The organism is Streptomyces sp. NPDC038135 (assembly GCF_055601245.1).
The window spans coordinates 46,110-58,924 of sequence record NZ_JBVJXS010000009.1 but is presented as its reverse complement, the minus strand read 5'-3'; the positions used below and the strand labels follow the sequence as shown (position 1 = coordinate 58,924).

General features: G+C 72.5%; 12 protein-coding genes. 8 read left to right on the top strand and 4 right to left on the bottom strand.

Annotation, left to right across the window (positions count from 1 at the left end; genetic code table 11):
• Positions 1 to 148 precede the first annotated feature (148 nt).
• The 3 genes from ACZ7JA_RS25320 (at position 149) to ACZ7JA_RS25310 (ending at position 2,504) form a co-directional block, all read left to right on the top strand.
• Positions 149 to 1,516 carry a peptidase C39 family protein gene (locus ACZ7JA_RS25320; RefSeq protein ID WP_470810595.1) on the top strand — a complete coding sequence of 456 codons (1,368 nt, stop codon included), beginning with the start codon at positions 149 to 151 and terminating at the stop codon, positions 1,514 to 1,516.
• A 108-nt stretch (positions 1,517 to 1,624) separates the two neighbouring features.
• A complete protein-coding gene (locus ACZ7JA_RS25315; protein WP_199209756.1) occupies positions 1,625 to 1,765 on the top strand; it encodes an SCO1431 family membrane protein in 141 nt (46 codons plus the stop codon).
• Positions 1,766 to 1,850: 85 nt separating this feature from the next.
• Positions 1,851 to 2,504: a TetR/AcrR family transcriptional regulator gene (locus tag ACZ7JA_RS25310; RefSeq protein WP_389304809.1), complete on the top strand. Its 654-nt coding sequence runs from the start codon at positions 1,851 to 1,853 to the stop codon at positions 2,502 to 2,504.
• Positions 2,505 to 2,767: 263 nt separating this feature from the next.
• Here ACZ7JA_RS25310 and ACZ7JA_RS25305 read toward each other — a convergent pair whose 3' ends face one another.
• Positions 2,768 to 4,015, bottom strand: coding sequence for a glycoside hydrolase family 18 protein (locus ACZ7JA_RS25305; RefSeq protein ID WP_351663799.1), 1,248 nt, complete (start codon positions 4,013 to 4,015; stop codon positions 2,768 to 2,770).
• A gap of 347 nt (positions 4,016 to 4,362) precedes the next feature.
• On the opposite strand from ACZ7JA_RS25305, the gene ACZ7JA_RS25300 reads away from it, so the two are divergent.
• Positions 4,363 to 5,535 carry an acyl-CoA dehydrogenase gene (locus ACZ7JA_RS25300; protein ID WP_389306381.1) on the top strand — a complete coding sequence of 391 codons (1,173 nt, stop codon included), beginning with the start codon at positions 4,363 to 4,365 and terminating at the stop codon, positions 5,533 to 5,535.
• Positions 5,536 to 5,951: 416 nt separating this feature from the next.
• Here ACZ7JA_RS25300 and ACZ7JA_RS25295 read toward each other — a convergent pair whose 3' ends face one another.
• Positions 5,952 to 6,389 carry a hypothetical protein gene (locus ACZ7JA_RS25295; RefSeq protein ID WP_351663795.1) on the bottom strand — a complete coding sequence of 146 codons (438 nt, stop codon included), beginning with the start codon at positions 6,387 to 6,389 and terminating at the stop codon, positions 5,952 to 5,954.
• Between the two features lie 290 nt (positions 6,390 to 6,679).
• On the opposite strand from ACZ7JA_RS25295, the gene ACZ7JA_RS25290 reads away from it, so the two are divergent.
• From ACZ7JA_RS25290 to fxsA, 4 genes are all read left to right on the top strand, one after another.
• Positions 6,680 to 7,120, top strand: a complete 441-nt coding sequence (locus ACZ7JA_RS25290) for an Lrp/AsnC family transcriptional regulator (protein WP_351663793.1) — start codon at positions 6,680 to 6,682, stop codon at positions 7,118 to 7,120.
• A gap of 52 nt (positions 7,121 to 7,172) precedes the next feature.
• Positions 7,173 to 8,777, top strand: coding sequence for an amidohydrolase (locus ACZ7JA_RS25285; RefSeq protein WP_470810592.1), 1,605 nt, complete (start codon positions 7,173 to 7,175; stop codon positions 8,775 to 8,777).
• Positions 8,778 to 9,311: 534 nt separating this feature from the next.
• Positions 9,312 to 10,130, top strand: coding sequence for a polyprenol monophosphomannose synthase (locus tag ACZ7JA_RS25280; RefSeq protein WP_351663789.1), 819 nt, complete (start codon positions 9,312 to 9,314; stop codon positions 10,128 to 10,130).
• A 55-nt stretch (positions 10,131 to 10,185) separates the two neighbouring features.
• The gene (fxsA, locus tag ACZ7JA_RS25275) at positions 10,186 to 10,737 is read left to right on the top strand and encodes an FxsA family membrane protein (RefSeq protein ID WP_470810590.1); all 552 of its coding nucleotides are present in this window, start codon (positions 10,186 to 10,188) and stop codon (positions 10,735 to 10,737) included.
• 89 nt (positions 10,738 to 10,826) lie between these two features.
• Here fxsA and ACZ7JA_RS25270 read toward each other — a convergent pair whose 3' ends face one another.
• Both ACZ7JA_RS25270 and ACZ7JA_RS25265 read right to left on the bottom strand, forming a co-directional pair.
• On the bottom strand, positions 10,827 to 11,201 hold the full coding sequence (locus tag ACZ7JA_RS25270; RefSeq protein WP_003977404.1) for an RNA polymerase-binding protein RbpA: 375 nt from the start codon (positions 11,199 to 11,201) through the stop codon (positions 10,827 to 10,829).
• 255 nt (positions 11,202 to 11,456) lie between these two features.
• Complete coding sequence (locus tag ACZ7JA_RS25265) at positions 11,457 to 12,806, bottom strand: MFS transporter (RefSeq protein ID WP_470810588.1); 1,350 nt, start codon at positions 12,804 to 12,806, stop codon at positions 11,457 to 11,459.
• Positions 12,807 to 12,815: the final 9 nt, after the last annotated feature.

The following is a 12,815-nucleotide window of genomic DNA, read 5'->3' as shown; positions in this document are numbered from 1 at the left end:
GAGCACTTCCGCAGGTCCCGTCACTGTTCTGGACCAATGTTGGTGGCGCGCCATACGGCGGAAGTGCTGGCAGGGGCATGCCGTCTCCGTTCATAGTTGGCGCACACAGCACCAGCCCCGACCCGGACACCTGGGGGTAACCGCGCCCATGAGCAGAGCCCAGCAGCCCTCCCGCAGAACCGTTCTCGCAGCCGCGGTGGTCGCCGCGGTCGCCTCGGGCACCATGCCCGCGGCCGCGGCCACCGCGGCGGCGCCCGCCGGCGCCGGCACCGCCGCCGCGCCGGGCCGCCCCGTCGACTACCACGCCTGGACCTCGTACCACGACTGGCGCCGCGGCAGTGCGAAGGGCGTCCGGGCCGTCCCGGGCCGCCGTCCCGGCGCCGAGATCGGCGCCGCCGCCGGCCGCACCGACTACACCGACCCGCACACCGGCCGCACGGCCACCTGGGAGTACGCGACCTGGACCTCCCCGGTCCACCGGCTCGCCGTGCCCGCGACCGAGGTCATCGCCTCCTGGAACGCGCACACCCCCGACGGCACCTGGCTCCAGGTCGAGCTGCGCGGCACGTACTCCGACGGCACGGACACCCCCTGGTACGTGATGGGCCGGTGGGCCGCGGGCGACCAGGACATCAAGCGCACCTCGGTGGACGACCAGACCGACGGCAAGAGCTCGATCTGGACCGACACCTTCGCCATCGACGACGCGAGCACCGGCCTGCGCCTTGCCTCCTACCAGTTGCGCCTCACGCTCTACCGCACGCCCGGCACACGGCTCACCCCGACCGTCTGGCGGCTCGGCGCCATGGGCTCCGACATCCCCGACCGCTTCACCGTCCCCGCGTCCGCCCCCGCGCTCTCCCGCGAACTGGCCGTCCCGCGCTACTCGCAGGAGATCCACAAGGGCCAGTACCCGGAGTACGACAACGGCGGCGAGGCCTGGTGCAGCCCCACCTCCTCGCAGATGATCATCGAGTACTGGGGCGGCCGGCTCACCCCGGAGCAGCTCTCCTGGGTCGACCCCTCCTACGCGGACCCGCAGGTGGACCACGCGGCCCGGTACACGTACGACAACCAGTACCAGGGCTGCGGCAACTGGCCGTTCAACGCCGCCTACGCGGCCACCTTCGACGGCATCCAGGGCGTGGTCACCCGGCTCACCTCGCTCACCGACGTGGAGACCCTGGTCGCGGCCGGCATCCCGGCCATAACGTCCCAGTCCTTCCTCAAGACCGAGCTGACCGGCGCCGGGTACGGCACCTCCGGCCACCTCATGACCGTCATCGGCTTCACGGCCGACGGCGACGTGATCGCCAACGACCCGGCCTCACCGAGCGACGAGGCGGTACGTCGGGTGTACCTGCGGCGGGAGTTCGAGAACATCTGGCTCAGGACCAAGCGGTACGACGCGAACGGCAAGGTCAGGAGCGGTACGGGCGGTGTCTGCTACCTCTACTTCCCGGCCCGCCCGACCGCACGTCAGCGCAAGGCCCTCGAGGCGGTGGGGGTGTGCTGACCAGGGCCGTGTGAGCAACGTCTCCGCCGCTGACGCCGACGCGGGTGGCAAGGTGGACGAACGGGTGGGGGGATTCCACTTCGTACGTCCGACCTCTGTGAGAGCACCATGACCGCACACCCGGCCACCGCCACCCGCGTCGGCACCGGAGGGCCCAAGGAAGACGGCCCGGAGATCCTCGAGCACATCATGGGCTGGGTGCTCGTCGTGGTGGTCGCGATGCTGGTCACCCGCCTCGGCCTGCTCTGAACCGGCCCGGCCCCGCGCCGGGCCGGCATGTTCTGACATACTGCGGAGGTCCCGCCGACCTCCCAGACCAGGGTCGAAAGTGAATATGCGTCCACAGCGTGCCGCCGTCCGTCCCCGGGCGCGCGGCACCGAGCGTTCCGAGGCGCGTCGCGCCGAACTCATCGCCATCGGACGGAAGTTGTTCGCCGACACGTCCTACGACGCACTGTCCATGGACGACATCGCCAAGCAGGCGCACGTCGCCAAGGGGCTGATCTACTACTACTTCCAGTCCAAACGGGGCTACTACCTGGCGATCATCCACGCCTCCGTCGCGGACCTGGTGGACTTCGCCGCCAGCGGCCTCGAACTGCCCGCCGTGGACCGCGTCCACCGCACCATCGACACCTACCTGCGCTTCGCCGAGCACCACCAGGCCGCCTACCGCACCATCGTCAGCGGCGGGGTCGGCTTCGACACCGAGGTGCACGCCATCCGGGACGGCGTCCGCGAGGCCATCGTCGCCACGATCGCCGAAGGGGCCTACGGCCGCCGGGACATCGCCCCGCTGGCCCGCATGGGCCTGCTGTCCTGGGTGTGCAGCGTGGAGGGCGCCACCCTCGACTGGATCGACCGCCCCGAGCTGTCCCGGGACACCATGCGCGACCTGCTGGTGAAGACCCTCGGCGGGGCGCTGCGCGCCGTCGAGGAGCTGGACCCCGCCTACCCGGCGCCGCCGCCCGCGCGCCGCGACGCCTAGGCCGTGTCCGCAAAGTCGCGTCTGCGTCACGACGCCCGGCACGCACTCTCGCCGCACCGGCCGAAAGCCCGAGTACACCCAGTACGAGGGCATCCGGCCGGCACTCCCCCAGCCTTCGGCCGGGGGGACCCCCAGAGCACGCACCGGACGCCGCGACGCCAGCCCTGCGGGCGAACGACGCGACTTCGCGGACACGACCTAGCGGGCGTGGCGCGGAGGCTCCTGCTGCTCCGCGCCACGCCCGGACGCCGTACCCGCGAGGGCTAGCCGATCGCCTTGATCAGCTCGCCGTTCGCGGTGTCGCCGCTCAGCTCCCAGAAGAACGTGCCGCCGAGACCCTGCTGGTTCTTGTACGCCATCTTCGTGCCGATGGTCGCCGGGGTGTCGTAACTCCACCAGTCGCTGCCGCACTTGGCGTAGGCCGTGCCGCCCACGGTGCCGGTGGCCGGGCACTTGCCCTTGAGCACCTTGTAGTCCTCGATGCCCTGCTCGTACGTGCCCGCCGCCGGGCCGGTCGCCGTACCGCCCGGCGCCGCCTGCGTGACGCCGGTCCAGCCGCGGCCGTAGAAGCCGATGCCGAGCAGCAGCTTGGACGCCGGGACGCCGAGGCCCCTGAGCTTGGCGATGGTCGCCGAGGTGTGGAAGCCGGCCTTCGGTATGCCCGCGTAGGAGGTCAGCGGGGAGTGCGGGGCGGTCGGGCCGGCCGCGTCCCAGGCGCCGAAGTAGTCGTAGGTCATCGGGTTGTACCAGTCGACGTACTGCGCCGCGCCCGCGTAGTCCGCCGCGTCGATCTTGCCGCCGCCGGTGGCGTCCGCGGTGATCGCCGCGGTGACCAGGCCGCCGGAGCCGAACTTGGACCGCAGCGCGGCCATGACGTTCCTGAACGCCGCCCGGCCGCTGGTGTCGCAGGTGTTGCCGCAGGCGTTCGGGTACTCCCAGTCGATGTCGATGCCGTCGAAGACGCCCGCCCACTTGGGGTTCTTCACCAGGTCGTAGCAGGACTGGGCGAAGGCGGCCGGGTTCCGGGCGGCCTCGCCGAAGCCGCCGGACCAGGTCCAGCCGCCGAACGACCACAGCACCTTCAGGCCCGGGTGCTTCTTCTTCAGCTTCAGCAGCTGGTTGAAGTTGCCGCGCAGCGGCTGGTCCCAGGTGTCGGCCGCGCCGTCGACGGACTCGGCGGCGGTGTAGGCGCGGTCGGTCGCCGCGTAGGAGTCGCCCATCGCGCACTTGCCGCCGGTGACGTTGCCGAAGGCGTAGTTGATGTGGGTGAGCCTCGCCGCGGAGCCCGAGGTCTCGATGTTCTTGACGTAGTACTTGCGGTCGTAGGTGCCCCATTCGGTGAAGTAGCCGACGACCTTGGAACCGGCCTTGACGTGCGGGGCCGCCGGGCCGCCCGGGGCGGCGGCGGTCGCGGTGCCCGCGCCGGCCAGCAGTCCGGCGCCGAGGACGGCGGAACACGCGGCGGCGACCAGCGCCCGGAACCGGGCGCGGGGGCGGTGGGGAGTGTGCATCGGGTGGCTCCTCGTGGGGGTGAGGGGAACGCGCGCCGATTGGCATGAACGCGGTAAAGCGTTGGTCATGCACAGTAGGAGGACTAGACCAATAGGTCAATGGTGCGTACCAATCCCGGGCCGATGACGGAGGTCGATAACGCTTCGGCTGGATTCTTGGAGTAAGCGGTCGTTAACTGGTGACGGGAGGTCGCTGATCGGGCATACTCACGGCACACAGCCGCTGGTCAGCAGCTTCCGAGACCCGGAAGCGGGTGCCTCGGCCGGAACCGGAACGACCAGGCGGAGCCGCCCCACCCAAGGCGCACATCCGCCCCGTGTGCCCGAACAGGGAGGAGACCGACGCCATGTCCGACCGCGACCCGCAGCCGGTGGAGCGTCAACTGCCGACGGAAGAGGCGAGGGACCTGCTCGCACTCGTCCGCGAGCTCGCGCAGCGCGAGATCGCGCCGAAGGCGGCCGAGGAGGAGGACGCCGGGCGCTTCCCGCGCGAGGTCTTCACCCTGCTTTCGGAGACGGGCCTGCTGGGCCTGCCCTACGACTCCGAGTACGGCGGCGGAGACCAGCCCTACGAGGTCTACCTCCAGGTCCTGGAGGAACTGGCCGCGGCCCGCCTGACCGTCGGCCTGGGCGTCAGCGTGCACACCCTCGCCTCCTACGGGCTCGCCGCCTACGGCACCAAGCAGCAGCAGGTCGAGCACCTGCCCGCCATGCTCGGCGGCGGCCTGCTGGGCGCCTACTGCCTGTCCGAGCCGTCCTCCGGCTCCGACGCGGCCTCCCTGCGCACCAAGGCCGTGCGCGAGGGCGACGACTGGGTGATCACCGGCACCAAGGCCTGGATCACGCACGGCGGCATCGCCGACTTCTACACGGTCATGGCCCGCACCGGCGAGGACGGCCCGCGCGGGATCACCGCCTTCCTGGTGCCCGGCGACGCCGAGGGGCTGAGCGGCGCGGCGCCGGAGAAGAAGATGGGCATGAAGGGCAGCCCGACCGCCCAGGTCCACCTCGACGGCGTACGGGTGCCCGACAGTCGGCGCCTCGGCGAGGAGGGACAGGGCTTCGCCATCGCCCTGTCCGCCCTGGACTCGGGCCGGCTGGGCATCGCGGCCTGCGCCATCGGCCTGGCCCAGGCGGCGCTGGACGAGGCGGTCGGCTACGCCGCCCAGCGCCGGCAGTTCGGACGGACCATCGGCGACTTCCAGGGCCTGCGCTTCATGATCGCCGACATGGCCACCCAGATCGAGGCCGGCCGCGCGCTGTACCTCGCCGCGGCCCGGCTGCGCGACGCGGGCAGGCCGTTCGCCAAGCAGGCCGCCATGGCCAAGCTGCACTGCACCGACACGGCCATGAAGGTCACCACGGACGCCGTGCAGATACTCGGCGGCTACGGCTACACCGCCGACTTCCCGGCCGAGCGCTACATGCGCGAGGCCAAGGTCCTGCAGATCGTCGAGGGCACGAACCAGATCCAGCGGATGGTCATCGCCCGTCACGTGGCAGGGCCGGAGGGTCGCTGAACTCGCCGCTGCGCACCGTCGGAGCCGCCAGCCTGATCCACTCCGGGTCGTGGCGGCCCGGCAGGGTGCGGCCTCCGTCGGCCCAGGCGCGCATGAGGTCGCGGTAGATGGGCGGGTCCGGCGGCGCGGACGGCGGAACCGATCCCGCGGGGCGGGGTACGAAGATCCGGCGCTGACGCCCGGTGGCCGTGTGCAAGGCGGTCATGCCCGGTAGAACGCGGCGCGGGCCGGGCGGGTCACCGCCCGGCGGAATCGAGCTTCAGTTCACCGGCGTCCGCTCCCGCGTGCCGCTGACGCGGCCGTACCAGCGGGCGGGCGCTCCGCGAGCGGCTGTCCGAGGGCGTGTCCGTCCCGCACCACGGCGGCTCACGCCGGCCGTGGTGCGGATCGGGATGTCCGCTACGGGGCGGGGCGGCTCAGGCCGCCTGGCTGCCCATCGCCCGCACGCGCAGCGGGCGCGAGCCCGGGCCGCCGACGTGCGAGAAGGGCTGCGTCCGCCAGTCGAGACCCTGGGGGAGCGTCAGCAGCAGGGCGGTGTCCTGCTCCTGCGGGGCGAAGGACTCGTCCGCGGGACGGGCCTCGGCCGCGGCGCGGCCGGTGCCGGCGCAGACCGTGAGGCCGAACGGGTTCCACGGCGAGGCGCACAGCGCGTGTTCCGGCAGGAACTCCTCGTCCGCGAGCAGCGCGATGGGCTGCGAGCAGTCCGGGCACAGCACCCGGTACATCTCGAAGGTGTCGTAGGCGTCGAGTTCGTCGGCCAGGTCGGCGTCGGGTTCGACGCCCTCCGGCTCGGGCTCGACGACCGGCTGCTGCCGCTTGGACGCGGATCGACCAGGGCGCTTGACACTCTGCATGGGATTCTCCCCCTAAGGCTGGGCCGTGACGGCACTGCGGCCTCGACCACAGCAAGCACTTCCCGCCACGTCCGGGAGGTAATCACGGCAGCATCACGGAGGATGCCCGGGTGCTGTGGTCTTCGTCACATGCCGCGCGCGGGTGTCCGGTGCGGTGCTTTTGTCCCCCACCGTCCGCCCGGTCGGCCCCCCGGCGGCCCGTCCCGGGCTGCCGCGCACCCCGCGGACCGGGCATGACCAGCGGTGCCCAGGTATCCGAGGAGATCACGCGCACGGTAGGTTTTGGCGCCATGGAGGAGCTGGACCGTCAGATCGTGCAGCTGCTCGTCACGGACGGGCGGATGAGCTACACAGACCTGGGCAAGGCCACGGGCCTGTCCACGTCGGCCGTGCACCAGCGGGTGCGCCGGCTCGAACAGCGTGGCGTCATCCGCGGCTACGCCGCGGTCGTCGACCCCGAGGCCGTCGGGCTGCCGATGACGGCTTTCATCTCGGTGAAACCGTTCGACCCCAGCGCCCCCGACGACATCGCGGACCGCCTCGCCGGCGTCCCCGAGATCGAGGCCTGCCACAGCGTCGCCGGCGACGAGAACTACATCCTCAAGGTGCGGGTGGCCACCCCGCACGAGCTGGAGGAGCTGCTCGCCCGGCTGCGCAGCCTGGCCGGGGTCTCCACGCGCACCACCGTCGTGCTGTCCACCCCGTACGAGGCGCGGCCCCCGAGGATCTGAACCGGCCGCCCCGGTGCCCCACGCGCCCCACGGGCGCGAGAGACTGTGGGACATGAGTGAGCAGTCCGCCGACCCCAAGACCGTCCTCCTGCGCCGCGGAGAGGTGCACAGCCCCGCCGACCCCTTCGCCACCGCCATGGTGGTGGAGCGGGGCCAGGTCGCCTGGGTCGGCTCCGAGGGCGCGGCGGACGCCTTCGCCGACGGCGTGGACGAGGTGGTGGACCTCGACGGCGCCCTGGTCACCCCCGCCTTCACCGACGCCCATGTGCACACCACCGCCACCGGCCTCGCGCTGACCGGCCTCGACCTGTCCGACGCCCCTTCCCTGGAGGCGGCACTCGCCCTGGTCCGCGACTTCGCCGCCGCCCGGCCCGGCGACCGGGTGCTGCTGGGCCACGGCTGGGACGCCGCCCGCTGGCCCGGCGGCCGGCCGCCGACCCGCGCGGAACTGGACGCCGCCACCGGCGGACGCCCGCTCTACCTCTCCCGGATCGACGTGCACTCGGCGGTCGTCACCACCGCCCTGCTGGACCTGGTCCCGGGCGACGTCGCCCGCGAGGACGCGCCGCTCACCGCCGACGCCCACCACGCCGTGCGCAAGGCCGCCCTCGCCGCCGTCACCCCCGCCCAGCGCGCCGAGGCGCAGCGCACCGCCCTCGCCCACGCCGCCTCCCTCGGCATCGGCTCGGTGCACGAGTGCGGCGGCCCGCAGATCTCCTCCGAGGACGACTTCACCGCCCTGCTGCGGCTCGCGGCCGAGGCGCCCGGGCCCCGTGTGATCGGCTACTGGGCCGAGCAGAACGTCGACAAGGCCCGCGAGCTGGGGGCGCTCGGCGCCGCCGGAGACCTCTTCGTGGACGGCGCCCTCGGCTCGCACACCGCCTGCCTGCACCAGCCGTACGCCGACGCCGGGCACACCGGCACCGCCTACCTGGACGCCGGCGCCGTCGCCGCCCATGTCGTCGCCTGCACCGAGGCGGGGCTCCAGGCCGGCTTCCACGCCATCGGCGACGCGGCGGTGACCGCGGTCGTGGAGGGGATGCGCGCGGCCGCCGAGAAGACCGGCCTCGGCCGGATCCGCGCGGCCCGGCACCGCGTCGAGCACGCCGAGATGCTCACCCCCGAGGCCGTGGCCGCCTTCGCCGAGCTGGGCCTGATCGCCTCCGTGCAGCCGGCCTTCGACGCGCTCTGGGGCGGCGAGGACGGCATGTACGCCCGGCGGCTCGGTGCCGAGCGGGCCCGTACCCTCAACCCGTTCGCCGCCCTGCTGCGGGCCGGGGTCCCGCTCGCGTTCGGCTCCGACAGCCCGGTCACCCCGCTCGACCCCTGGGGCACGGTCCGCGCCGCCGCGTTCCACCGCACGCCCGAGCACCGGGTCTCCGTGCGCGCCGCGTTCACCGCCCACACCCGCGGCGGCTGGCGCGCCATCGGCCGTGACGACGCCGGCGTCCTGGTGCCCGGCGCACCCGCCGACTACGCCGTCTGGCACACCGGTGAGCTGGTCGTCCAGGCCCCCGACGACCGGGTGGCCCGCTGGTCGACCGACCCGCGCTCCGGCACCCCCGGCCTGCCCGATCTCAGCCCCGGCGGCGAGCTGCCCCGCTGCCTGCGCACCGTGGTCGGCGGGCGGACGGTCTTCGTACGGCCGGGCGAGTGATCTCCCGGGGTGGCGAGACGGCGCTCATCGGCCGCCGCAGCCTCGCCCTACCTGGGAATCCTCCGGGTCCACCCCGGTAAGCGCTACTTCCGCGCAGGTCAGACGGCTGTTGACAGTCGACGGCCGGGGGCCGGTAGGTTCGGCGGAGTCCACCACCGGACGCCCGACCGTGGAGTGTTCGCGCACTCGTCGCAGCGCCGCTGGGTCAGGGACGGTGTGCCCCACCGGGCACCGTCACTGGCAGCCAGGCTCAGCGCCCGCGCCGACGGGGGAACGCTCCGGCCGGTCGGCAAGGTGTGACCCGGGTGGGGCCCGGTCGCTCAGTAGACAACGGCTTTCGGTCGACCCGCAGCCAGCGGGTCCCAGGTCGGCCCGAAGGGCGCCGGGCCCCCATCCGCAGAGGAACCCGGATGCCGAAAAGCACATTCTTACCCCACGCTTGAGGAAACAACACCACCGTACGACCGTGCCGTCGCGTCATCGCAGGCCGCGGCCACTATGGTGGACGCCTGCGTACGACATGAAGGGGCAGCAGTGAACGACGGCGACGGGACCCTCGCGGCCAAGGCCCAGGGGAGGCAGTTCGGTCCGCTCGGCACGGCCTTGGTGATCATCCCGACCTACAACGAGGCGGAGAACATCAAGTCCATCGTCGGCCGGGTGCGCAAAGCCGTCCCCGAGGCGCACGTGCTGGTGGCGGACGACAACAGCCCCGACGGCACGGGCAAGCTGGCCGACGAGCTGGCCGCCGAGGACGAGCACGTCCAGGTCCTGCACCGCAAGGGCAAGGAGGGCCTGGGCGCCGCCTACCTGGCGGGCTTCCGCTGGGGCCTGGAGAACGGCTACGGCGTGCTGGTCGAGATGGACGCCGACGGCTCCCACCAGCCCGAGGAACTGCCCCGGCTGCTCACCGCGCTCAAGGGCGCCGACCTGGTGCTCGGCTCGCGCTGGGTCCCCGGCGGCCGGGTGGTGAACTGGCCCAAGTCCCGCGAGTTCATCTCCCGCGGCGGCAGCCTCTACTCCCGCCTCGCCCTCGACCTGCCGCTGCGCGACATCACCGGCGGCTACCGCGCATTCCGCCGCGAGACCCTGGAGGGCCTCGGCCTGGCCGACGTCGCCTCCCAGGGCTACTGCTTCCAGGTCGACCTGGCCCGGCGCGCGGTGAAGGCCGGATACCACGTGGTCGAGGTGCCCATCACCTTCGTGGAGCGCGAACTCGGCGACTCCAAGATGAGCCGCAACATCGTGGTCGAGGCGCTGTGGCGGGTCACCGCCTGGGGTGTCGGGGACCGCGTCGGCAAGGTCACCGGCAAGGGCGGCCAGGACCGGTCCCGGTCGCACGGCTCGCGCTGACCGTCCCGCCGCCCCGCTTATCCCGCGCTGAGCCGCGCCCAGGCACACTGGGAGCATGACGACTGGCGTTCCCACCTCCCCGTCCACCACCCGGCCGCGCCGATCCCGGCTGCGCAGGTACCTGCCGCTGGGGCTGGTCGTGTGGCTGGTGCTGGAGGTCTGGCTGCTGACGCGGGTCGCCGGCGCGGCGGGCGGCCCCACCGTGTTCCTGCTTCTGGTGGCGGGCGTCGTCGCCGGCTCGGTGATCATCAAGCGGGCGGGGCGCCGGGCCTTCCGCAACCTCAACGAAGCGCTCCAGCGCGGCGGCTCGCCGTCCCGCGGCGGCGGCAACGGACTGCTGATGCTCGGCGGTCTGCTGCTGATCATCCCGGGTCTGATCTCCGACGTGGCCGGACTGCTCCTGCTGCTCCCGCCGGTGCAGCGGGCCGTGAGCCGCTGGACCGAGCGTACTCTCGACCGCAGGCTCCGCCGCGTCGTCCCGGGCGGCCTGGGCGACGCCTTCCAGCAGGCCCGCATGCACCGGCCCGACGGCAAGGTGGTGCAGGGCGAGGTCATCAGGGAGGACACCGCCGAGCCCGGCGGGCAGCGCCCCTCGCTGACCCGCTGAGGTCCGCCGGCCCGGTCGGCCGGGACATGGGAAAACCGCGGGCGCCGTACGTGATCACGTACGGCGCCCGCGGTATTGCGTGTCTCGCGTTACGCGCTCTTGCGGCTGTCCCTGGGGTGAACCGCGATGTTCATCGCCCCCGAGCGCAGAACCGCCAGGCGCTCCTCGAGGACCTCTTCGAGTTCCTCACGGGTGCGCCGCTCCATCAGCATGTCCCAATGGGTACGCGCGGGCTTGGCCTTCTTCTCTTCAGGGCCGTCGCCGTCCACCAGGAGTGCCTGGGCCCCGCAGACCTTGCACTCCCACTCCGGCGGGATCTCCGCCTCGACCGAGAAGGGCATCTCGAACCGGTGCCCCTTCTCGCATGCGTACTCCACGGCCTGGCGCGGAGCCAGGTCGATACCGCGGTCCGTCTCGTAGCTGGTCACTACGAGGCGCGTACCGCGAAGAGCTCGCTCACTCATGAATCGTGCCTCCCGGGCTTGTCGCCCACAGGACAGGTGTCGCTGTCGTCGTCATCCGGTCAACGTCCGGTCGGCGGTAAAGATTCCCGTTCCGGGTCATGCGTCGCCGTCGTAGCCGCCCCTTGTTCTACCCACAGGCGCCCGGTTTGTCACATCTGCTCACAGATGTCACCCAGCGTTTCGGCATCTTTGACGCGCAGTAACGGTACGCCTGGCAGGCCAAACGCGTACACTACCGCCCTTTCGTGTCGAGTGCTAAATCGTGTCCGGAACCGGGTTACCCGCTTTCTCGATCGCACGCCGCACGGGTACCCGGGCGAGCAGCGCGAACCCGAGCACGAAGAAGGCCACCAGCGAGATGATCGCCGAGCGGTAGCTGCCGCTGAGCTGGTAGGTCACCCCGAACAGCAGCGGGCCGAGCCAGCTCATCCCGCGGTCGCCCATCTCGTAGGCCGAGAAGTACTCCGCCTCCTTGCCGGCCGGCACCAGATGGGAGAAGAGCGACCGGGACAGCGCCTGGCTGCCGCCGAGCACCAGCCCGATGCCGGCGGCCAGCACGAAGAACCACACCGGCGCCCCGGCGGGCAGGAAGTACCCGGCCCCCAGGGTGAGCGTCCAGGCCACCAGCGACCCGAGGATCGTCCGCTTGGCCCCGTACACCCGCGCCAGCCGCCCCATGGCGAGCGCCCCCGCCACGGCCAGCACCTGCACCAGCAGCACCGCCGTGATCAGCGTGGACTGCCCGAGCCCCAGTTCCTCGGAGCCGTAGACGGAGGCCTGGGAGATCACCGTCTGGATGCCGTCGTTGTAGACGAGGTACGCCAGCAGGAAGGCCAGCGTCAGCGGATGCCGGCGCATGTCCCGGAGCGTCGCCGCGAGCTGCCGCAGGCCGGGGGTGACGGCGGCGCCCTCCACGCGCGTGTGCCGGTCGCGCAGCCGGCGCAGCGGCACGAGGGTGAAGACGCCCCACCACAGCCCGGCCGAGGCCAGGCAGACGCGGACGGCGGCGGTCTCCGTCAGCCCGAAGGAGTCGTGCGCCGAGTACAGGACCAGGTTCGCGACGAGCACCAGGGACCCGGCCGCGTAGCCGAAGGCCCAGCCCCGGGAGGACACCGCGTCGCGCTCCGCGGGCGGCGCGATCTGCGGCAGGTAGGAGTTGTAGAGCATCATCGCCACGGACTGCGCCGCGTTGGCGATGACGAGGAGCGCCCCGCCGAGCAGGTACCGGTCGCCGTCCAGGAAGAACATGCCGGTCGTGGCCGCGGCCCCGGTGTACGCCGCCGCCCCGAGCAGCGGCTTCTTGCGGCCCGTGCGGTCCGCCGCGCTGCCCACCAGGGGCATCACCACCACCGCGAGGATCACCGACAGGGAGACCGAGTAGGCGAAGAACGAGCCGGCCCGGACCGGGATGCCCAGGGGGTGCACATAGCCGTCGGCGTCGGCCGCGTGCCTGGCGACCGAGGTGAGGTACGGGCCGAGGAACACGGTCAGCACGCTGGTCGAGTAGACCGAGCACGCCCAGTCGTAGAAGTACCAGCCGCGCTGCTCGCGCCGCCGGCCCGCGGCTTCGCCGGCCGTCCCCGCCCGCACGGTGTCGATGCCCACCCGTGCCCT

Excerpts from the sequence above, each read along its gene's own strand:
- ACZ7JA_RS25285 (WP_470810592.1), top strand. The coding sequence starts at position 7,173 with ATGAGTGAGCAGTCCGCCGACCCCAAGACCGTCCTCCTGCGCCGCGGA.
- ACZ7JA_RS25320 (WP_470810595.1), top strand. The coding sequence starts at position 149 with ATGAGCAGAGCCCAGCAGCCCTCCCGCAGAACCGTTCTCGCAGCCGCG.
- ACZ7JA_RS25270 (WP_003977404.1), bottom strand. The coding sequence starts at position 11,201 with ATGAGTGAGCGAGCTCTTCGCGGTACGCGCCTCGTAGTGACCAGCTAC.
- ACZ7JA_RS25295 (WP_351663795.1), bottom strand. The coding sequence starts at position 6,389 with ATGCAGAGTGTCAAGCGCCCTGGTCGATCCGCGTCCAAGCGGCAGCAG.
- ACZ7JA_RS25315 (WP_199209756.1), top strand. The coding sequence starts at position 1,625 with ATGACCGCACACCCGGCCACCGCCACCCGCGTCGGCACCGGAGGGCCC.
- fxsA (WP_470810590.1), top strand. The coding sequence starts at position 10,186 with ATGACGACTGGCGTTCCCACCTCCCCGTCCACCACCCGGCCGCGCCGA.
- ACZ7JA_RS25310 (WP_389304809.1), top strand. The coding sequence starts at position 1,851 with ATGCGTCCACAGCGTGCCGCCGTCCGTCCCCGGGCGCGCGGCACCGAG.
- ACZ7JA_RS25290 (WP_351663793.1), top strand. The coding sequence starts at position 6,680 with ATGGAGGAGCTGGACCGTCAGATCGTGCAGCTGCTCGTCACGGACGGG.
- ACZ7JA_RS25305 (WP_351663799.1), bottom strand. The coding sequence starts at position 4,015 with ATGCACACTCCCCACCGCCCCCGCGCCCGGTTCCGGGCGCTGGTCGCC.
- ACZ7JA_RS25300 (WP_389306381.1), top strand. The coding sequence starts at position 4,363 with ATGTCCGACCGCGACCCGCAGCCGGTGGAGCGTCAACTGCCGACGGAA.